Below are 19,425 nucleotides of genomic sequence, written 5' to 3'. Positions count from 1 at the left end.
CAATGAAAAAAGAACAAATTCCTAATGTATTAACAATTGGTAGAATTCTCTTTATACCTCTCTTTATTCTTATTTTGACTTTGGGCCATTCACAAGGCAGTCATTTGCTAGCAGCTATAATTTTTGCAGTTGCTAGTGTAACGGATTATCTTGATGGCTACCTTGCTCGTAAATGGAATGTAGTCAGCAATTTTGGAAAATTTGCTGATCCGATGGCTGATAAGCTGTTGGTTATGTCAGCTTTTATCATGTTGATTGAGTTAGGTATGGCTCCAGCTTGGGTTGTTGCTATTATCATCTGTCGTGAACTTGCGGTGACAGGCTTGCGCTTGTTGCTTGTTGAGACGGGAGGGACAGTTCTAGCAGCAGCGATGCCAGGTAAAATCAAGACCTTTAGTCAGATGTTTGCCATTATCTTTTTGCTCTTACATTGGAATTTAATTGGTCAGCTGTTGCTTTATATCGCTTTGTTTTTCACTATCTACTCTGGTTATGATTATTTCAAGGGTAGCGCTCATGTATTCAAAGGGACATTTGGTTCGAAATGAAATCGATTATTGAAGTAAAAGATCTGTCTTTTCGTTATAAGGAAGACCAGGATCATTATGACGTTAATAATGTCTCGTTTCACGTGAAACGGGGAGAATGGCTTTCGATTGTAGGTCATAATGGGAGTGGAAAATCGACAACTATCCGTTTGATTGATGGATTGCTTGAAGCAGAGTCTGGGGAAATCTGGATAGATGGGCAATTGCTGTCCTCTGAGAATGTTTGGGACTTACGCCGTCAAATTGGTATGGTTTTTCAAAATCCAGATAACCAATTTGTAGGGGCAACTGTTGAAGATGATGTCGCCTTTGGCCTAGAAAATCAGGGACTTCCTCGTGAAGAAATGAAGAAGAGAGTGGCTGAATCTTTGGAGTTAGTAGGTATGCTGGACTTTAAGAAGAGAGAACCAGCTCGTTTATCTGGTGGCCAAAAACAACGTGTGGCCATTGCAGGAGTTGTTGCCCTGAGGCCAGCTATTTTAATTCTAGATGAGGCTACAAGTATGTTGGATCCCGAGGGACGACGAGAACTGATTCAGACAGTTCAAGAGATTCGAAAAGACCACCAGATGACAGTCGTCTCCATTACACATGACTTGGAAGAAGTTGCGATGAGTGACCGTGTCTTGGTCATGAAAAAAGGACAAGTGGAGTCAACCAGTAGCCCCAGAGAACTTTTTTCTCGGGATGACCTTGACCAGATAGGGTTGGATGAGCCTTTTACTAATCAATTGAGAGAATCTTTGAGAGAGACTGGTTATCAGTTTCCGGATGGCTATTTGACAGAAGGAGAGCTAGAGGACAAGCTATGGGAATTACTCTAGAAAATGTGAGCTTTACCTATCAAGAGGGGACTCCCCTATCTTCATCAGCCTTGACTGATGTTTCTTTGACGATTGAGGATGGCTCCTATACAGCTTTAGTAGGGCACATAGGTAGTGGGAAATCAACGATTTTACAGCTTTTAAATGGCCTATTGGCACCAAGTAAGGGTTCTGTTCGAGTTTTTGATACTGTCATTACCCCTACATCAACCAATAAAGAAATTCGTCAGATTCGAAAGCAGGTTGGTCTAGTATTTCAATTTGCTGAAAATCAGATTTTCGAAGAGACTGTTTTGAAAGATGTTGCATTTGGACCGCAAAATTTTGGAGTTTCTGAGGAAGAGGCCAAGAAAATTGCGCGTGAAAAGTTAGCCTTGGTAGGCATCGATGAGTCACTCTTTGAGCGCAGTCCTTTTGAACTTTCGGGTGGTCAGATGAGACGTGTGGCTATAGCAGGTATGCTAGCCATGGAGCCAACTGTCTTGGTTTTGGATGAGCCTACAGCAGGGCTAGATCCTTTGGGCAGAAAAGAATTGATGACCTTGTTTAAAGAACTCCACCTTTCTGGAATGACAATCGTTCTGGTAACGCATTTGATGGATGATGTAGCTACATATGCTGATCAGGTCTATGTTATGGAAAAGGGACGTTTGGTCAAAAGTGGCAAACCGAGCGAAGTTTTCCAAGATGTAGCCTCTATGGAAAAGGTGCAGTTAGGTGTGCCTAAAATCACAGCCTTTTGTAAACGTTTGGCAGATAGGGGTGTAGATTTTAAAAAACTGCCAATCAAGATAGAGGAGTTTAAGGAGTCGCTAAATGGATAGTATGATTTTAGGGCGTTATATACCAGGGGATTCCATTATTCATCGCTTGGATCCCCGTAGCAAATTGCTCGCTATGATCCTGTTGATTTTGATTGTATTTTGGGCCAATAATCCCCTCACCAATCTCATTCTGTTTATAGCGACAGGTATATTTATCGCTTTGTCAGGCGTTTCCCTCTCATTTTTCGTTCAGGGATTAAAATCCATGTTCTTCCTGATTGCTTTTACGACTCTTTTTCAGCTCTTTTTCATTTCAAGTGGAAATGTACTATTTGAGTTTTCTTTTATAAGAATAACGGATTATGCTTTGCAACAAGCTGGGATTATTTTCTGTCGTTTTGTGTTGATTATTTTCTTTTCAACTTTGCTAACGTTAACGACCATGCCTTTGAGTCTGGCAGCTGCAGTTGAAGCTCTTTTAGCACCGCTGAAACGCGTGAAAGTTCCCGTTCATGAAATTGGTCTCATGTTATCAATGAGTTTGCGTTTTGTTCCAACCTTGATGGATGACACAACGAGAATTATGAATGCTCAAAAAGCTCGTGGAGTTGACTTTGGCGAAGGTAGCATCGTTCAAAAAGTAAAAGCTATGATTCCAATTTTAATTCCCCTTTTTGCGACGAGCTTAAAGCGTGCAGATTCATTGGCAATTGCCATGGAAGCGCGTGGTTATCAGGGAGGAAAGGGTAGAAGTCAGTATAGACAGTTGAGATGGAGTCAAAAGGATACACTGGCAATTCTTGTGATTTTGGTACTGGGATGTTTCTTGTTTTTCTTAAAATCTTAGCAGGTTTGTAGGATTGATAAGAAGCTCACAGTAGCAGGTTTTTAGTATAAAGGTAGGAATATGAACCGTTTTAAAAAATCAAAATATCTAATCATCGTTTTTGTCACAGTTCTGGCAGTTTCTGTACTATTAGTGACAACCTATTCAAGCGCTATTGTGACGAAACTAGGAGATGGGATTTCCTTAGTAGATAGAATTGTTCAAAAACCCTTTCAGTGGTTTGATACTTTCAAATCAGATTTGGGACATTTGACGCAGACTTACAATGAAAATGAGAGTCTAAAGAAACAGCTCTATCAACTAGAGGTGGAGTCTAATCAATCAGAAAGTTTAAAAAATGAAAATGAACAACTACGTCAGTTGCTGGATATGAAGTCAAAATTGCAGGCTACAAAAACCATTGCAGCAGATGTGATTATGCGAGCTCCAGTATCTTGGAAACAAGAGTTAACAATTGATGCTGGAAGTTCAAAAGGAGCTTCTGAAAATATGTTGGCCATTGCAAACGGGGGCTTGATTGGTAGTGTTTCAAAGGTGGAGGATCATTCAACAACGATTAACCTATTGACAAACACCGAAAATTCAGACAAAATTTCTGTTAAAATCCTGCATGGTTCTACTGAAATTTACGGGATTATCGTTGGTTATGATAAGGAATCTGAACTGCTTAAAATTAGTCAATTAAACAGCAACAGCGACATTAGCGCGGGAGACAAGGTGACTACAGGGGGGCTCGGAAACTTTAATGTTAAGGATATCCCTGTTGGAGAAGTTGTTGCTACAACACATAGCAGTGATTATCTAACAAAGGAAGTAACAGTCAAGTTAAGTGCTGACACCAAAAATCTTCATGTGGTAGAGTTAGTGGGGAATTAGCAATGAGACTGTTAAAACAAATTGGTATTTTCTTTTTACTCCCTTTTGTCGTACTAATTGATGTACATATTGGACAATTAGCGGGATCCTTCTTCCCTCACTTTCATTTAGTAAGTCATTTTCTGTTTTTATTTCTTTTGTTTGAGACAATTGAGGTTTCAGAATATCTCTATCTAGCTTACTGCTGTATAGTGGGTTTGGTGTACGATATCTATTTTTTCCACTTGATAGGAATTGCGACGCTTCTATTTATCTTGATAGGTGCTTCGCTCCATAAGTTTAATAGTGTAATTTTGCTGAACCGTTGGACAAGAATGTTAACAATAGTTGTGATGAGTTTCCTATTTGATATGGGGAGCTATCTCCTTGCTCTTGCTATGGGATTGACAGTAGAATCGATGCCAGTTTTTATTGTCTACAGCCTTGTCCCATCAATGACTTTAAACTTTTTATGGATGCTTATTTTCCAATATATTTTTGAAAAATGTTATCTATAAGAAAGAAATAAAAATGTAACAAAGGCGTAATATTTATTATGTCTTTTTTTGGTATACTAGTAATGTCTTAAATAGAAGGAGTATCTACACAATATGAAGAAAAAAATCTTAGCGTCACTTTTATTAAGTACAGTATTAGTGTCTCAAGCGGCAGTATTGACAACTGTTCACGCTGAAACAACTGATGAAAAGATTGCTGCTCAAGATAGTAAGATTAGTAATTTGACAGCTCAACAAAAAGAAGCTCAAAAACAAGTAGATGAAATCCAAACGCAAGTTACAGCTATCCAAACTCAACAAACGAACTTGGAAGCTGAGAATGAAACTCTACAAGCCGAATCTAAAAAACTTGAAGGAGAAATTACAGAGCTCTCTAAGAACATTGTTGCTCGTAATGAATCTTTGGAGAAACAAGCACGTAGCGCACAAACTAATGGTGCAGCAACTAGCTACATCAATACAATTGTAAACTCAAAATCAATTACGGAAGCTATTTCACGTGTTGCAGCAATGAGCGAGATTGTATCAGCTAACAACAAAATGTTGGAGCAACAGAAAGCTGATAAGAAATCTATCGCTGAAAAACAGGTTGCAAATAATGAAGCAATCAACACTGTCATTGCGAACCAACAAACGCTTGCTGACGATGCACAAGCATTGACAACAAAACAAGCAGAGTTGAAAGTTGCTGAGTTAAACCTTGCTGCAGAGAAAGCTACTGCAGAAAGTGATAAAGCTACTTTATTGGAACAAAAAGCAGCAGCAGAGGCAGAAGCAAAAGCAGCAGCTGAAGCAGAAGCAGCTTATAAAGCACGTCAAACAAGCCAACAACAATCAGTTGTTGCTTCTGGAAATACAACACTTTCAGATCAAGTGCAAGCAACTTCAAGCTCTTCATCAGATGATGATTCAAGCTACACTCCAGCACCTGCACCAACTCCAACAAGACAGCGTCCAACATACAGTACAAATGCTTCAAGTTATCCAACTGGTGAATGTACTTGGGGAGCTAAGACATTAGCCCCTTGGGCTGGAGATTACTGGGGTAACGGAGCGCAGTGGGCTACAAGTGCAGCAGCTGCAGGATTCCGTACAGGATCAACTCCACAAGTTGGTGCGATTGCATGTTGGAATGACGGTGGATATGGACACGTAGCGGTTGTTACAGCAGTTTCATCATCAACTAGCATTCAAGTATCAGAATCAAACTACGGTGGAGATCGTACAATCGGTAACAAGCGTGGATGGTTCAACCCAACTACAACTTCTGAAGGTTACGTAACATACATCTATCCAAACTAATGAATGAAACGAAGAGGCTCGATGTGAGTCTCTTTTATTATTTTTTATCGAAAGCAAGGCCGAAATCTATTAAAACCACTTGAAAATATGGCTAAAATGTGATAAAATGAAACTTGTCGTGTTAACGATAATACTCATTCTTGATGAATTGTGAAACTGTTGCCCTCGGGTCGTTTTGCAAGTTGAAGTCGAGGAGAGGAAAAAAACAAAAAGGAGAAATACTCATGGCAGTAATTTCAATGAAACAACTTCTTGAGGCTGGTGTACACTTTGGTCACCAAACTCGTCGCTGGAACCCTAAGATGGCTAAGTACATCTTCACTGAGCGTAACGGAATCCACGTTATCGACTTGCAACAAACTGTAAAATACGCTGACCAAGCTTACGACTTTATGCGTGATGCAGCAGCTAACGATGCAGTTGTATTGTTTGTTGGTACTAAGAAACAAGCTGCTGACGCTGTTAAAGAAGAAGCAGAGCGTTCAGGTCAATACTACATCAACCACCGTTGGTTGGGTGGAACTCTTACTAACTGGGGAACTATCCAAAAACGTATTGCTCGTTTGAAAGAAATCAAACGTATGGAAGAAGAAGGAATCTTCGACGTTCTTCCTAAGAAAGAAGTTGCACTTCTTAACAAACAACGTGCACGTCTTGAAAAATTCTTGGGTGGTATCGAAGACATGCCTCGTATCCCTGATGTAATGTACGTAGTTGACCCACATAAAGAACAAATCGCTGTTAAAGAAGCTAAAAAATTGGGTATCCCAGTTGTAGCGATGGTTGACACAAACACTGATCCAGACGATATCGATGTAATCATCCCAGCTAACGATGACGCTATCCGCGCTGTTAAATTGATTACAGCTAAATTGGCTGACGCTATCATCGAAGGACGTCAAGGTGAGGATGCAACAGCAGTTGAGGCTGAATTTGCAGCTTCAGAAGCTCAAGCTGACTCAATCGAAGAAATCGTTGAAGTTGTAGAAGGCGACAACGCTTAATTCATATAAATAGTAATTACCTAGGAGGGCGGGGCCTAGCCCAGCTCTCCTATTTTTAAAAAATATAGGAGAATCAAAATGGCAGAAATTACAGCTAAACTTGTAAAAGAGTTGCGTGAAAAATCTGGTGCCGGTGTTATGGACGCTAAAAAAGCGCTTGTAGAGACAGACGGTGATATCGAAAAAGCGATCGAATTGCTTCGCGAAAAAGGTATGGCGAAGGCAGCTAAGAAAGCTGACCGTGTTGCTGCAGAAGGTTTGACTGGTGTGTTTGTTAACGGTAACGTTGCAGCAGTAGTTGAAGTAAATGCCGAAACTGACTTCGTTGCGAAAAACGCTCAATTCGTTGACTTGGTAAATGCAACAGCTAAAGTAATCGCTGAAGGAAAACCAGCGAACAACGAAGAAGCTCTTGCTTTGACAATGCCTTCAGGTGAAACTCTTGAAGCTGCATATGTATCTGCAACAGCTACAATCGGTGAAAAAATCTCATTCCGTCGTTTTGCTTTGCTTGAAAAAACAGATGCACAACACTTTGGAGCATACCAACACAATGGTGGCCGTATCGGTGTTATCTCTGTTATTGAAGGTGGAGACGAAGCGCTTGCTAAACAAATCTCAATGCACATTGCTGCGATGAAACCAACAGTTCTTTCTTACAAAGAATTGGATGAGCAATTTGTTAAAGATGAGTTGGCACAATTGAACCACGTAATCGATCAAGATAACGAAAGCCGTGCAATGGTTGGTAAACCAGCTCTTCCACACTTGAAGTATGGATCAAAAGCACAATTGACTGATGAAGTGATTGCTCAAGCTGAAGCTGATATCAAAGCTGAGTTGGCTGCAGAAGGCAAACCAGAAAAAATCTGGGACAAAATCATCCCAGGTAAAATGGACCGCTTCATGCTTGACAACACTAAAGTTGACCAAGCATACACACTTCTTGCACAAGTATACATCATGGATGACAGCAAGACAGTTGAAGCTTACCTTGAATCAGTAAATGCTTCAGTAGTTGAGTTCGCTCGCTTTGAAGTTGGTGAAGGTATCGAGAAAGCTACAAACGACTTTGAAGCAGAAGTTGCAGCTACAATGGCAGCAGCCTTGAATAACTAATAGAAAAGGAAGCAAATTGCTTCCTTTTTCTTTTTGTCTAGAGAGTAGATTCTGTATGAGTAAACAAAAAGCCCTTTAATAAGGGCTAAGTGCATTTAGGAGGCTACACTTCAAATTCATAGAGTGCTGTAGACAAATAACGTTCGCCGTTATCTGGTGCTAAAGCAAGGACTTTCTTACCTGTACCTAATTTCTTGGCAACCTCAATTGCCCCGTAAATCGCTGCAGCTGAAGAAATCCCAACAAGGAAGCCTTCTTTTCCACCAATTTCACGGCCAAGCGCTAGAGCATCATCTGACGTTACGCGGACGATACCATCATAGGCCTTTGTATCAAGTGTTTCAGGAATAAATCCAGCTGAGATGCCTTGAATTTTGTGAGGTCCTGGTTTTTCACCAGACAAGATAGCTGACTCGTCTGCCTCAACTGCATAAACTTGAATGTTTGAATTTGCTGCTTTAAGAGCGTGAGAAACACCTGAGATCGTTCCACCGGTGCCAACACCACCTACAAAAGCATCTAGTCCATCAGAACCGAAAGCAGCCAGTATTTCAGCTCCTGTTGTTCTTTCGTGCACTTCTGGATTAGCTGGATTATTAAATTGGAGTGGAAGGAAGCCGTCACGTTCAGCGGCGATTTCCTGAGCTTTGGCAATGGCCCCTTTCATTCCTTCGCTACCAGGAGTGAGGACGAGTTCAGCACCATAGGCTTGGATAATCTTACGGCGTTCCACGCTCATCGTTTCAGGCATGACGATAACAACTTTATATCCTTTAGCAGCACCAACCCATGAAAGACCGATGCCAGTGTTTCCACTCGTTGCTTCAACAATGGTAGCACCCGGTTTTAGAATACCATCTTGTTCTGCTTTTTCAATCATGCTAAGGGCAATGCGGTCTTTTACTGACGATCCAGGGTTAAAAGCTTCTAGTTTAACATAGACGTCTGCAGCACCCTCTGGAACAATGTTGTTGAGTTTAACAATCGGTGTTCGTCCAATAAGTTCAGTGATATTGTTATAAATAGCCATAGATATACCTCTTTGTATAAGATGATACTAGTATAACGCGCTCAAGGCTATTTGTAAAATATAGAAATCCTATCAAAGTGATAGGATTTTTTTATATCAAAGATCTAAGCCATTAATTTTTTATCGATTGTGATAAGCCAATTCTAATAAATAGGTGTAAAGAGGGAGGATGTCTGTTTTTTTAGGGAATTCAAATTTATGAAAACTCAGATGCTCATTATGTGCTTTTAGAAAGACATTTTCTAAATAAGTGATCGTAATCTCACTATCATCTATACCTGCTCCAGCAGTTTCCATTTCAACGTTTACAATGTTCATCAAAAAGAGTGACTTAACAGATGCCTTGCGACCAGTGGCACCTTGCTTATCTGTAAAGATGATACGAATATTTGTAAAGATGATTGAATCCCGAATAAGTTTATACCCACTTTGAATTTCTTCATTCTCTAGTAGATATTGTCCATATTCTTTAATAAGAGTCTCTTTGTTTTCCTCGCTAAAGTTTCCAGCAAGTTCTTGAATAAATTTCCCAAAAGTTATAATTTTTCCTTCGTTTACACTAAGTTTACAGGTACTTCAACTTCTCGTAAACCTTGATCTGTTAAAGTAACCTTTCCATTAAAAAACTCCACAAGAGCAGCCTTGATATCTTCTTTCTCTTCTTTGTCAACATAAATCATTGTATCAACTTGATCTGTAAAGTTTGTATCCAACTCCATGAGATGATGTTCTTTAAGAAAGTTACTGTACTCTTGGTATTGAGCATAAGACATTTGAATGGTTATTCCAGCCTGTTCTTTGATTTCAATAATGCCAATTTCTTTGACAGCTAAGGCCACACTACCTGCATAAGCACGGATCAAACCACCAGCTCCTAGCTTAATTCCCCCAAAGTAGCGTGTCACTACCACACAGAGATTGGTTAGATTATGATTTTCTAAGACACCCAGCATAGGGATTCCAGCAGTACCACTAGGCTCCCCATCATCACTCGTACGCTTGATTTCACTGCGTTCCCCTAGAATAAAAGCAGAGCAGTTATGGGTGGCTTTATAGTGTTCTTTTTTGATGGTAGTGATGAAGTCACGAGCCTCTTCTTCGCTATAAACACGCTTGGCATGACAGATAAAGCGGGATTTTTTGATTTCTTCTTGGACCTGCCCATCCTCTTTAATCGTTCTAAATTCCATGATTTAATTGTACTAAAAAAAACTCTAAAGCGCTAGATTTTTACGAATATTAAAGTATGAAAGTAAATCCAAATTATCTCGGTCGCTTGTTTACTGAGAAAGAATTAACTGAAGAAGAACGACAGGTAGCAGTGAGACTGCCAGCAATGAGAAAAGAGAAGGGGAAACTGTTTTGTCAACGTTGTAATAGTTCGATTCTAGAAGAATGGTATTTGCCTATTGGTGCCTACTATTGTAGGGAGTGTTTGCTGATGAAGCGAGTCAGGAGTGATCAAGCCTTATACTATTTTTCGCAGGAAGATTTTCCAAAGCAAGATGTTCTCAAATGGCGTGGTCAGTTAACCCCTTTTCAGGAAAAGGTATCAGAGGGGTTGATTCGAGCAGTCAAAAAGAAAGAACCGACTTTAGTTCATGCTGTGACAGGAGCTGGAAAGACAGAGATGATTTATCAAGTTGTGTCCAAAGTGATTGATGATGGTGGTGCAGTTTGTTTGGCCAGTCCTCGAATTGATGTATGTTTGGAACTGTATAAGCGACTGCAGAATGACTTTGCTTGCGATATAGAGTTACTCCATGGCGAATCAGAGCCCTATTTTCGAACTCCCTTAGTAGTTGCGACAACTCATCAGTTATTAAAATTTCATCATGCTTTTGATTTGCTGATAGTGGATGAGGTAGATGCCTTTCCTTATGTTGACAACACTGTGCTTTACTATGCTGTAAAGAATAGTGTAAAGGAGGATGGGGTAAGGATATTCCTTACAGCAACTTCTACAGATGATTTAGATAGGAAGGTTCGCACAGGAGAATTAAAACGATTAAGCTTGCTGAGACGGTTTCATGGAAATCCATTGATTATTCCAAAGCCAGTTTGGTTATCGGATTTTAATCGTTATTTAGATAAGAGTCAGTTGTCATCCAAGTTAAAGATCTACATTGAGAAACAGAGAAGAACAGGTTATCCCTTGCTGATTTTTGCATCAGAAATTAAAAAAGGCGAGAAACTAAAAGAAATATTGCAGGAACAGTTTCCGAATGAAACTATCGGCTTTGTGTCCTCTGTCACAGAAAATCGATTAGAGCAGGTGCAAGCTTTTCGAGATGGAGAACTAACAATACTAATTAGTACGACAATCTTGGAACGCGGAGTCACCTTCCCTTGTGTGGATGTTTTCGTAGTAGAAGCTAATCATCGACTCTTTACCAAGTCTAGCTTGATTCAGATTGGTGGTCGAGTTGGACGTAGTATGGACAGACCAACTGGTGAGTTGCTCTTCTTTCATGATGGATTAAATGCTTCCATCAAGAAGGCAATCAAGGAAATCAAGCAGATGAACAAGGAGGCGGGATTATGAACTGTTTACTATGTGGCCAGACTACAAAGAGTGAGCTGACTTTTAGCAGTCTCTTTCTTTTGAAGGATGACTGCAGTTATCTTTGTTCAGATTGTGCTTCTAGTTTTGAGAAGATTGGTGAGAATTATTGCCCAAACTGTATGAAAACAGGCACGTCAACTAAGTGTCAAGATTGTAAACTTTGGTGTAAAGAAGGAATTCAGGTTGATCATAAGGCAATCTTTACCTATAATCAAGCTATGAAAGACTTTTTCAGTCGATATAAGTTTGATGGCGATTTTTTGCTTAGAAAAGTTTTTGCTTCCGTTCTTGCTGAGGAGCTGAAAAAGTATAGAGGTTATCAATTTGTGTTGATTCCCCTAAGTCCTGAAAGATTACTTGAGAGGGGATTTAACCAAGTTGAGGGTTTGGTCGAAGCGGCAGGCTTTTCTTTTAAAGATATATTAGGAAAAAGAGAAGAGAGTGCTAGTTCTTCTAAAAGCCGTTTGGAAAGGTTGGCTACTGAAATTCCATTTTTTATTAAAGATGGGATCTCACTTCCTAAGAAGATTTTGCTGATTGATGATATCTATACAACAGGGGCAACTGTGAATCGTGTGAAACGACTTTTGGAAGAAGCAGGTGCTTTGGAAGTTAAAACTTTTTCCCTTGTAAGATGAGGAAAAAATTTGCAAAATGAAAATGAAAGCGTTATAATATAATTAGAAAAACAAAAATGTTTAGAAAGAAGGTACTTATATGATTAAATATAGTATCCGTGGTGAAAACCTAGAAGTAACAGAAGCAATTCGTGATTATGTAGTTTCTAAACTCGAAAAGATCGAAAAGTATTTTCAACCTGAGCAAGAGTTGGATGCACGTGTGAATTTGAAAGTTTACCGTGAAAAAACAGCAAAAGTTGAAGTAACGATTCCACTTGGATCTATTACTCTCCGTGCAGAAGATATTTCTCAAGATATGTATGGATCTATCGACCTTGTAACTGATAAAATTGAACGTCAGATTCGTAAAAATAAAACAAAAATCGAACGTAAAAATAAAAATAAAGTTGCGACAAGCCAACTCTTTACAGATGCCCTAGTTGAAGATGCAAATGTTGTGCAACCAAAAGTAGTTCGTTCAAAACAAATTGATTTAAAACCAATGGATTTAGAAGAAGCGCTTCTTCAAATGGATTTGTTGGGACATGATTTCTTTATCTATGTAGACGTAGAAGATCAAACAACAAATGTTTTGTATCGTCGTGAAGATGGTGAAGTTGGTTTGTTAGAAGTGAAAGAATCATAAAATAGAATTTTCAAAGTGGTTTACACCAGTGTAAACCACTTTTGTATTGCAATATTATAAAAGGTATGAATAGGGACAGTTATGAAAGACGTGGTGATTGTTTCAGCAGTGCGAACTCCAATAGGCTCCTTTGGAGGAAGTTTAAAGAATGTTTCAGCTGTTGATTTGGGAGCTTTGGTTATTAAAAGTGTTTTGGAAAAAGCCAATGTCAAACCAGAGCAGGTAGACGAAGTGATTATGGGGAATGTCCTAGGCGCTGGTTTAGGTCAAAACGTAGCTCGTCAAATGAGCATTCATGCAGGGCTCCCAGAATTTACACCAGCCTTTGCCATCAATAAGGTTTGTGGTTCCGGTTTGAAGGCAGTGCAGTTGGCTACTCAAGCGATTCGATGCGGCGATGCAGATATTATCGTAGCTGGTGGTGCAGAAAACATGAGTCAGGCGCCATACGTTTTGCCAAGTTTCCGTTGGGGTAGTAGTATGGGAGATTCGAAAGTGGTAGATACCATGATTAAGGACGGTTTGTCTGATGCCTTTAACGAATACCATATGGGAATTACAGCCGAGAATGTGGCTGAAGAATATGGTATCAGTCGAGAAGAGCAAGATGCTCTTGCTTTAGAGTCACAAAAACGAGCAGTTGCAGCTATAGAATCTGGACGCTTTAAAGAAGAGATTGTGCCAGTGGTTATTACTCAACGCAAAGGCAATCCTATCGTTTTTGATACAGATGAATATCCTAGAAAAGATGCTAGCTTAGAGAGTTTGTCTAAGCTAGGTTCTGTTTTCAAAAAAGACGGAGCTGTCACAGCGGGAAATGCTTCAGGAATCAATGACGGGGCAGCAGCTGTCTTAATCATGAGTTCTGAAAAAGCTGAAGAATTAGGACTTTCAGTGATTGCCCGCATTCGTTCGTATGCAAGTGCAGGTTTGGATCCTAAGATGATGGGATGTGGACCGATTTATGCGACTCGCAAGGCTCTTGAAAAAGGCAATTTGACAGTTGAAGATCTCGACTTGATTGAGTCAAATGAAGCCTTTGCTGCCCAGGCTTGTGCGGTTGGTAAAACACTTGGCTTTAACACAGATATTGTCAACGTCAATGGTGGCGCCATTGCTCTTGGTCACCCAATTGGGGCTTCCGGTTGCCGTATCCTAGTAACGCTGTTACATGAGATGATGAAACGTGATGCTAAAACTGGCTTAGCAACTCTCTGTATCGGAGGAGGGATGGGGACTGCCCTTATCGTGGAACGTTAGGTGTTAGTGATCTGAACACGTGGGTAGGAGGGTGATGATTCCCTCCTCTTTTTGTGTCTGAAGTTAGAGAAATCAATCATGAAAGAAAGGCTTGCATCTTTTAAAAGGTCGCTTTTTAAGGGTTTTTGTGATATAATAATGCGCAAGAGGTTTAGAATGAAAAAAAATAATTTAATCCCGTTTTCTGCAGTCTGGCTAGGACTTGCAACTTTCGGAATCTTAACTTTGCTGATTATTTTTTCACATAATCTTGCTGTAACAATCACTGTTTTGTTTTTATTTGTACTGCTTTATCTGCTTTTATTTATATGGCAAAAAAAACAGTATGAAAAGAGCGAAATTGAACAAATCCAATATGTAAATCACCAAGCCGAAAATAGCTTGAGTACTTTGCTTGATCAAATTCCAGTGGGAGTCCTGAAATTAGACTTATCAAGTGGAGAAGTGGAATGGTTTAATCCCTATGCTGAGCTGATTTTAACTACTGAAGAAGGGGAAATTGATGTTGAGTTAATTCAAACCATCATCAAGGCTTCTGTTGGGAATCCAGGTTCGTATGCTACCTTGGGCGAAACACGATATGCTGTCCATATGGACAAGGCTTCAGGCGTTTTGTATTTCTTTGATGTTTCTGGGGAGTACGAAGCAACTGTCGAATTGGTAACTAGCCGTCCAGTCATTGGAGTCATCTCGGTAGATAACTATGATGATTTGGAGGATGCGACATCTGACTCCGATATCAGTCATATAAATAGTTTTGTAGCCAATTTTGTTTCAGAATTTGCTAGTAAGTATGCTATGTTCTCTCGCCGTGTGGGGATGGATCGTTTTTATGTATTCACAGATTACACGGTACTAGAGGAATTGATGAATGATAAATTCTCTGTTATTGATACTTTCCGAGAAGAATCAAAACAGAGGCAACTAGCTCTAACCCTAAGTATGGGATTTTCTTATGGTGATGGAAACCATGAGGAAATAGGGAAAATTGCCTTGCTCAACTTGAACTTAGCAGAAGTTCGCGGTGGTGACCAGGTGGTGGTTAAGGAAAATAACGAAACCAAGAATCCTGTCTACTTTGGTGGAGGAACTGCTGCATCTATCAAACGTACTCGTACACGTACCAGAGCCATGATGACAGCCATTTCTGATAAGATTCGAAGTGTTGACCAAGTTTTTGTAGTCGGTCATAAAAATCTAGATATGGATGCCTTGGGCTCTGCTGTCGGTATGCAGTTGTTTGCAAGTAATATTATTGAGAACAGTTATGCTGTCTACGATGCAGACCAGATGCCAGCAGATATCGAGCGTGCTATCCAGTTCTTAAAGAAGGAAGATACTACGAAACTCTTATCTCTTACAGATGCGATGAAGCTAGTTACAAGCCGTTCGTTATTGATTTTAGTGGATCACTCAAAGACGGCTTTGACCTTATCGAAAGATTTTTATGATTTGTTTACTCAAACCATTGTTATTGACCATCATAGACGTGATCAGGATTTCCCTGAGAATGCAGTCATCACCTATATTGAAAGTGGAGCAAGTAGTGCGAGTGAGCTGGTCACAGAATTGATTCAGTTCCAAAATTCTAAGAAAAATCGTTTGAGTCGTATGCAGGCCAGTGTTTTGATGGCTGGTATGATGCTGGATACCAAGAATTTCACATCTCGCGTGACGAGCCGAACCTTTGATGTGGCTAGCTATCTGAGAACACGGGGAAGTGACAGTATTGCTATCCAGGAGATTGCTGCGACAGATTTTGAAGAGTATCGTGAGGTAAATGAACTCATTTTACAAGGTCGTAAGCTAGGTTCAGATATCTTGATTGCCCAAGCTAAGGACTCAATGTCTTATGACACAGTTGTTATCAGTAAGGCTGCCGATGCTATGCTGGCTATGTCAGGTATTGAGGCTAGTTTCGTTCTGGCAAAAAATACACAAGGATTTATCTCTATCTCGGCTCGAAGTCGTAGTAAAATCAATGTGCAACGCATTATGGAAGAGCTGGGTGGCGGTGGTCACTTTAATCTAGCAGCTGCGCAAATCGAGGATATGAGTTTGTCGGAAGCAGGCGAAAAATTGACTCAACTAATCCTGGAAGAACTAAAGGAAAAGGAGAAAGAAGAATGAAAGTAATCTTTTTAGCAGATGTTAAAGGAAAAGGAAAAAAAGGCGAAATTAAGGAAGTGCCAACTGGCTATGCTCAAAACTTCCTGATTAAAAAGAATTTGGCCAAGGAAGCGACTGCTCAAGCAGTGGGTGAGTTGCGTGGAAAACAAAAATCAGAAGAAAAGGCTCATGCTGAAATGATTGCTGAAGCAAAAGCCATCAAGGCTAAGCTTGAGGCTGAAGAAACGGTTGTAGAGTTTGTTGAAAAGGTTGGACCAGATGGTCGTACATTTGGGTCCATCACCAACAAGAAGATTGCAGAAGAATTGCAAAAGCAATTTGGTATCAAGATTGACAAACGCAATATTCAAGTGCAAGCACCAATTCGAGCAGTAGGTTTGATTGATGTAACAGTGAAAATCTATCAAGATGTTACAAGTGTCATCAATCTTCGTGTAAAAGAAGGTTAAGTTTACAACTTCTTGACAAGATTGTAAAAGGAAGGAAAGTCGGATGGCAGAAGTAGAGGAACTGCGAGTTCAACCTCAGGATATTTTAGCAGAACAATCTGTTCTGGGGGCTATTTTTATAGATGAGAGTAAGCTCGTTTTTGTCCGAGAATACATTGATTCTCGTGACTTCTTTAAGTATGCTCATCGGTTGATTTTCCAAGCGATGGTAGACTTGTCGGATCGTGGAGAAGCGATAGATGCGACAACAGTTCGGACGATTTTGGATAGCCAAGGCGATTTGCAAAACATTGGTGGCTTGTCCTATCTTGTTGAAATTGTCAACTCTGTACCAACTTCAGCTAATGCAGAGTATTATGCTAAAATTGTTGCAGAAAAGTCTATGCTACGTCGCTTGATTTCCAAGTTGACAGACTCTGTCAACCAAGCCTATGAGGCCTCTAAGCCTGCAGATGAAATCATCGCTCAAGCTGAAAAGGGACTCATTGATGTCAGTGAAAATGCCAATCGTAGTGGGTTCAAGAATATTCGTGATATTCTAAATATCAACTTTGGGAACCTAGAAGTTCGGTCACAACAAACAACGGATATCACAGGTATTGCTACAGGCTATCGTGATTTGGACCATATGACGACAGGTCTCCACGAGGAGGAGTTGATTATCCTAGCGGCGCGTCCAGCGGTTGGTAAGACAGCCTTTGCCTTAAATATTGCTCAGAACATTGGGACCAAGTTGGATAAGACTGTAGCTATTTTTTCACTGGAAATGGGTGCAGAAAGCCTAGTAGACCGTATGCTGGCAGCAGAAGGTTTGGTGGAGTCTCATTCTATCCGTACTGGTCAATTGACCGATGAGGAGTGGCAAAAATATACCATTGCTCAAGGGAATCTAGCCAACGCGAGTATCTATATTGATGATACGCCAGGGATTCGGATCACGGAAATTCGTTCGCGTTCACGCAAACTAGCTCAAGAAACGGGCAATCTAGGATTGATTTTGATAGACTACCTACAGCTTATTACAGGTACTGGTCGCGAGAACCGCCAACAAGAAGTCTCTGAAATTTCTCGTCAGTTGAAAATCCTAGCTAAGGAGCTAAAGGTTCCAGTCATTGCTCTCAGTCAGTTATCTCGTGGTGTGGAACAGCGTCAGGATAAGAGACCAGTCTTGTCTGATATTCGTGAATCGGGTTCCATTGAGCAGGATGCGGATATCGTAGCCTTTCTATACCGTGAAGACTACTATGATCGTGCGGGTGAAGAAGAGGAAGGAATTCCAAATAACAAGGTAGAGGTTATCATCGAGAAAAACCGTAGTGGAGCTCGTGGAACGGTGGAATTGATTTTCCAAAAAGAATACAATAAATTTTCTAGTATCTCAAAGAGGGAGGCATAAGATGTCAGATGCATTTACAGATGTAGCCAAGATGAAAAAAATCAAAGAAGAGATCAAGGCGCATGAGGGACAAGTCGTTGAAATGACTTTGGAAAATGGCCGTAAGCGCCAAAAAAATAGATTGGGTAAGCTAATTGAGGTGTATCCATCTCTATTTATCGTTGAATTTGGGGATGTTGAAGGAGACAAACAAGCCAATGTCTATGTTGAATCCTTCACCTACTCAGATATCTTGACAGAGAAGAATTTGATTCATTACCTAGACCAAGAATAAAACGGAGTGAGCTGAGCTCACTTTTTTCTTTTTCTCCCGAATAGTATAAAGGAGGGGAACCTCGGAAATTTATATTATTAAGGAGAATGAATGACGTTTTTAAAATCAGGAGTTAAGAAGAGTAGATGTACTCAGTTGAGTGTTGGACTGGCTACTTTGTTTGTTACAAGTACCTTTTTGTTTGGTGGAGAATCGGTTCAGGCTGACAGTGTAGCGCGTGGTGATGACTATCCACTTCACTACAAAAATGGTAGTGTTGAAATCGATCAATGGCGGATGTATTCTCGCCAGTGTACATCTTTTGCAGCCTTTCGTTTGAGTAGTGTAAATGGTTTTGAGATTCCTCCTGCCTATGGAAATGCGAATGAATGGGGACATCGTGCAAGGCGAGAAGGCTACCGTGTGGATACTAAGCCAGAAGTTGGGGCTATTGCCTGGTCTACGGAAGGCTACTATGGGCATGTGGCCTGGGTATCAAATGTGTCAGGGGATACGATTGAGATCGAAGAGTATAATTATGGGGTTCGAGAAAGGTATAACCGTCGAATAGTTAAAGCTAGCACCATGACAGGGTTTATTCATTTCAGGGATTTATCCGCTAACCATAGTGTGAGTGAGGGTTCTCATAACTCAGAGCTTCCGTCCAGCGGGACAATAGTATTCACGGGGAAATCGCCTATTATGGACCAACCGTCAAGCACAGGACAGGTTATTGATTACTATTATGTTGGTGAGAGTGTGAGTTATGATCAGGTTATTGAAAAGGATGGTTATAAGTGGCTCGGCTATCTATCCTACAGTGGTGCTAGAAGATATGTGCAGTATGCAGAGTTAATCAATACAGTGAAAGGCTGGAAAAAAGAAGGAGGGAGTTGGTATTACCGAGAGAATGGTAAGCTAGCGACAGGATGGAAAAAAGTTAATGGCAATTGGTATCATTTAAAAGAAAGTGGGGCCATGTCAACTGGCTGGATTAAGGATGACTCTCACTGGTATTATCTAAAGGCTTCGGGTGAGATGCAGACGGGCTGGCTTAAAGACAAGGGAACTTGGTATTACTTAGAGGAATCTGGTCGGATGAAAGCTAGTCAATGGTTCCAAGTCTCGGGTAAACATTACTATGTCGATGCTTCGGGAGCCTTAGCTGTTAATACGATTATTGATGGCTACAAACTAGACAGTGATGGGGTAAGAATAGGAAGTGTTTCTTAAACATTATACAAGCTTTCTTCTTGTTGATAAAATTTTAAAATGGATATCGAATTAGTTGACG

Annotated in this window: 21 protein-coding genes; 18 read left to right on the top strand and 3 right to left on the bottom strand. The window is 40.3% G+C overall.

The window, feature by feature from the left end; translation table 11 throughout:
* Positions 1 to 2 precede the first annotated feature (2 nt).
* The 9 genes from pgsA (at position 3) to tsf (ending at position 7,781) form a co-directional block, all read left to right on the top strand.
* A complete protein-coding gene (gene pgsA / locus SORDD25_RS08430; protein WP_042903077.1) occupies positions 3 to 548 on the top strand; it encodes a CDP-diacylglycerol--glycerol-3-phosphate 3-phosphatidyltransferase in 546 nt (181 codons plus the stop codon).
* Positions 545 to 1,372, top strand: a complete 828-nt coding sequence (locus SORDD25_RS08425; protein WP_061853338.1) for an energy-coupling factor ABC transporter ATP-binding protein — start codon at positions 545 to 547, stop codon at positions 1,370 to 1,372. Before pgsA ends, SORDD25_RS08425 begins: the two co-directional genes overlap by 4 nt.
* Positions 1,357 to 2,196: an energy-coupling factor transporter ATPase gene (locus SORDD25_RS08420; protein WP_061853337.1), complete on the top strand. Its 840-nt coding sequence runs from the start codon at positions 1,357 to 1,359 to the stop codon at positions 2,194 to 2,196. The genes SORDD25_RS08425 and SORDD25_RS08420 overlap by 16 nt, the downstream gene beginning before the upstream one ends.
* Positions 2,189 to 2,983 (top strand): energy-coupling factor transporter transmembrane component T family protein, encoded by a 795-nt coding sequence (locus SORDD25_RS08415; RefSeq protein ID WP_000377881.1) that lies wholly within the window; start codon positions 2,189 to 2,191, stop codon positions 2,981 to 2,983. The genes SORDD25_RS08420 and SORDD25_RS08415 overlap by 8 nt, the downstream gene beginning before the upstream one ends.
* Positions 2,984 to 3,043: 60 nt before the next feature.
* Positions 3,044 to 3,859: a rod shape-determining protein MreC gene (gene mreC, locus SORDD25_RS08410; protein ID WP_001078970.1), complete on the top strand. Its 816-nt coding sequence runs from the start codon at positions 3,044 to 3,046 to the stop codon at positions 3,857 to 3,859.
* Between the two features lie 2 nt (positions 3,860 to 3,861).
* Positions 3,862 to 4,356 (top strand): rod shape-determining protein MreD, encoded by a 495-nt coding sequence (gene mreD, locus SORDD25_RS08405; RefSeq protein ID WP_061853336.1) that lies wholly within the window; start codon positions 3,862 to 3,864, stop codon positions 4,354 to 4,356.
* A gap of 93 nt (positions 4,357 to 4,449) precedes the next feature.
* The gene (gene pcsB / locus SORDD25_RS08400; RefSeq protein ID WP_000726988.1) at positions 4,450 to 5,658 is read left to right on the top strand and encodes a peptidoglycan hydrolase PcsB; all 1,209 of its coding nucleotides are present in this window, start codon (positions 4,450 to 4,452) and stop codon (positions 5,656 to 5,658) included.
* A gap of 224 nt (positions 5,659 to 5,882) precedes the next feature.
* Complete coding sequence (gene rpsB, locus SORDD25_RS08395) at positions 5,883 to 6,662, top strand: 30S ribosomal protein S2 (protein WP_000268477.1); 780 nt, start codon at positions 5,883 to 5,885, stop codon at positions 6,660 to 6,662.
* A gap of 78 nt (positions 6,663 to 6,740) precedes the next feature.
* The gene (gene tsf, locus SORDD25_RS08390; protein WP_061853335.1) at positions 6,741 to 7,781 is read left to right on the top strand and encodes a translation elongation factor Ts; all 1,041 of its coding nucleotides are present in this window, start codon (positions 6,741 to 6,743) and stop codon (positions 7,779 to 7,781) included.
* Positions 7,782 to 7,884: 103 nt separating this feature from the next.
* Here the strand turns inward: tsf and cysK are convergent, their stop codons facing one another.
* The 3 genes from cysK to SORDD25_RS08375 all read right to left on the bottom strand — a co-directional run bounded on the left by cysK (position 7,885) and on the right by SORDD25_RS08375 (position 10,001).
* Positions 7,885 to 8,811, bottom strand: coding sequence for a cysteine synthase A (gene cysK / locus SORDD25_RS08385; protein ID WP_061853334.1), 927 nt, complete (start codon positions 8,809 to 8,811; stop codon positions 7,885 to 7,887).
* Between the two features lie 120 nt (positions 8,812 to 8,931).
* On the bottom strand, positions 8,932 to 9,351 hold the full coding sequence (locus SORDD25_RS08380) for a PH domain-containing protein (RefSeq protein ID WP_061853333.1): 420 nt from the start codon (positions 9,349 to 9,351) through the stop codon (positions 8,932 to 8,934).
* Positions 9,352 to 9,365: 14 nt separating this feature from the next.
* A complete protein-coding gene (locus tag SORDD25_RS08375) occupies positions 9,366 to 10,001 on the bottom strand; it encodes a YigZ family protein (RefSeq protein ID WP_061853332.1) in 636 nt (211 codons plus the stop codon).
* A gap of 56 nt (positions 10,002 to 10,057) precedes the next feature.
* Here SORDD25_RS08375 and SORDD25_RS08370 point away from each other — a divergent pair, with 56 nt between their 5' ends.
* The 9 genes from SORDD25_RS08370 to SORDD25_RS08330 all read left to right on the top strand — a co-directional run bounded on the left by SORDD25_RS08370 (position 10,058) and on the right by SORDD25_RS08330 (position 19,364).
* A complete protein-coding gene (locus SORDD25_RS08370) occupies positions 10,058 to 11,356 on the top strand; it encodes an ATP-dependent helicase ComFA (protein WP_061853331.1) in 1,299 nt (432 codons plus the stop codon).
* Entirely contained in the window at positions 11,353 to 12,015 is a 663-nt protein-coding gene (locus SORDD25_RS08365; RefSeq protein ID WP_061853330.1) for a ComF family protein, read from the top strand. Before SORDD25_RS08370 ends, SORDD25_RS08365 begins: the two co-directional genes overlap by 4 nt.
* Before the next feature lie 79 nt (positions 12,016 to 12,094).
* Positions 12,095 to 12,643, top strand: a complete 549-nt coding sequence (hpf, locus tag SORDD25_RS08360; RefSeq protein WP_000599111.1) for a ribosome hibernation-promoting factor, HPF/YfiA family — start codon at positions 12,095 to 12,097, stop codon at positions 12,641 to 12,643.
* Positions 12,644 to 12,724: 81 nt separating this feature from the next.
* On the top strand, positions 12,725 to 13,903 hold the full coding sequence (locus SORDD25_RS08355; protein ID WP_061853329.1) for an acetyl-CoA C-acetyltransferase: 1,179 nt from the start codon (positions 12,725 to 12,727) through the stop codon (positions 13,901 to 13,903).
* Positions 13,904 to 14,059: 156 nt separating this feature from the next.
* Positions 14,060 to 16,033, top strand: a complete 1,974-nt coding sequence (locus tag SORDD25_RS08350; protein WP_061853328.1) for a DHH family phosphoesterase — start codon at positions 14,060 to 14,062, stop codon at positions 16,031 to 16,033.
* Entirely contained in the window at positions 16,030 to 16,482 is a 453-nt protein-coding gene (gene rplI / locus SORDD25_RS08345) for a 50S ribosomal protein L9 (protein WP_061853327.1), read from the top strand. The genes SORDD25_RS08350 and rplI overlap by 4 nt, the downstream gene beginning before the upstream one ends.
* Positions 16,483 to 16,525: 43 nt before the next feature.
* Positions 16,526 to 17,878, top strand: coding sequence for a replicative DNA helicase (dnaB, locus tag SORDD25_RS08340; RefSeq protein WP_061853326.1), 1,353 nt, complete (start codon positions 16,526 to 16,528; stop codon positions 17,876 to 17,878).
* A 1-nt stretch (position 17,879) separates the two neighbouring features.
* A complete protein-coding gene (locus tag SORDD25_RS08335) occupies positions 17,880 to 18,152 on the top strand; it encodes a Veg family protein (RefSeq protein ID WP_001278164.1) in 273 nt (90 codons plus the stop codon).
* 90 nt (positions 18,153 to 18,242) lie between these two features.
* Complete coding sequence (locus SORDD25_RS08330; protein ID WP_061853325.1) at positions 18,243 to 19,364, top strand: CHAP domain-containing protein; 1,122 nt, start codon at positions 18,243 to 18,245, stop codon at positions 19,362 to 19,364.
* Positions 19,365 to 19,425 lie beyond the last annotated feature (61 nt).

Source organism: Streptococcus oralis (assembly GCF_001579525.1).
Taxonomy (GTDB): Bacteria; Bacillota; Bacilli; order Lactobacillales; family Streptococcaceae; genus Streptococcus; species Streptococcus oralis_M.
Note: the sequence above shows the minus strand (reverse complement) of the source record. Positions and strands in the feature narration are given on the sequence as shown.

Excerpts from the sequence above, each read along its gene's own strand:
- SORDD25_RS08420 (WP_061853337.1), top strand. The coding sequence starts at position 1,357 with ATGGGAATTACTCTAGAAAATGTGAGCTTTACCTATCAAGAGGGGACT.
- rpsB (WP_000268477.1), top strand. The coding sequence starts at position 5,883 with ATGGCAGTAATTTCAATGAAACAACTTCTTGAGGCTGGTGTACACTTT.
- hpf (WP_000599111.1), top strand. The coding sequence starts at position 12,095 with ATGATTAAATATAGTATCCGTGGTGAAAACCTAGAAGTAACAGAAGCA.
- SORDD25_RS08370 (WP_061853331.1), top strand. The coding sequence starts at position 10,058 with ATGAAAGTAAATCCAAATTATCTCGGTCGCTTGTTTACTGAGAAAGAA.
- cysK (WP_061853334.1), bottom strand. The coding sequence starts at position 8,811 with ATGGCTATTTATAACAATATCACTGAACTTATTGGACGAACACCGATT.
- SORDD25_RS08375 (WP_061853332.1), bottom strand. The coding sequence starts at position 10,001 with ATGGAATTTAGAACGATTAAAGAGGATGGGCAGGTCCAAGAAGAAATC.
- tsf (WP_061853335.1), top strand. The coding sequence starts at position 6,741 with ATGGCAGAAATTACAGCTAAACTTGTAAAAGAGTTGCGTGAAAAATCT.
- SORDD25_RS08335 (WP_001278164.1), top strand. The coding sequence starts at position 17,880 with ATGTCAGATGCATTTACAGATGTAGCCAAGATGAAAAAAATCAAAGAA.
- mreC (WP_001078970.1), top strand. The coding sequence starts at position 3,044 with ATGAACCGTTTTAAAAAATCAAAATATCTAATCATCGTTTTTGTCACA.
- SORDD25_RS08350 (WP_061853328.1), top strand. The coding sequence starts at position 14,060 with ATGAAAAAAAATAATTTAATCCCGTTTTCTGCAGTCTGGCTAGGACTT.
- SORDD25_RS08330 (WP_061853325.1), top strand. The coding sequence starts at position 18,243 with ATGACGTTTTTAAAATCAGGAGTTAAGAAGAGTAGATGTACTCAGTTG.
- pcsB (WP_000726988.1), top strand. The coding sequence starts at position 4,450 with ATGAAGAAAAAAATCTTAGCGTCACTTTTATTAAGTACAGTATTAGTG.
- SORDD25_RS08365 (WP_061853330.1), top strand. The coding sequence starts at position 11,353 with ATGAACTGTTTACTATGTGGCCAGACTACAAAGAGTGAGCTGACTTTT.
- SORDD25_RS08425 (WP_061853338.1), top strand. The coding sequence starts at position 545 with ATGAAATCGATTATTGAAGTAAAAGATCTGTCTTTTCGTTATAAGGAA.
- dnaB (WP_061853326.1), top strand. The coding sequence starts at position 16,526 with ATGGCAGAAGTAGAGGAACTGCGAGTTCAACCTCAGGATATTTTAGCA.
- SORDD25_RS08415 (WP_000377881.1), top strand. The coding sequence starts at position 2,189 with ATGGATAGTATGATTTTAGGGCGTTATATACCAGGGGATTCCATTATT.
- pgsA (WP_042903077.1), top strand. The coding sequence starts at position 3 with ATGAAAAAAGAACAAATTCCTAATGTATTAACAATTGGTAGAATTCTC.
- SORDD25_RS08355 (WP_061853329.1), top strand. The coding sequence starts at position 12,725 with ATGAAAGACGTGGTGATTGTTTCAGCAGTGCGAACTCCAATAGGCTCC.
- mreD (WP_061853336.1), top strand. The coding sequence starts at position 3,862 with ATGAGACTGTTAAAACAAATTGGTATTTTCTTTTTACTCCCTTTTGTC.
- rplI (WP_061853327.1), top strand. The coding sequence starts at position 16,030 with ATGAAAGTAATCTTTTTAGCAGATGTTAAAGGAAAAGGAAAAAAAGGC.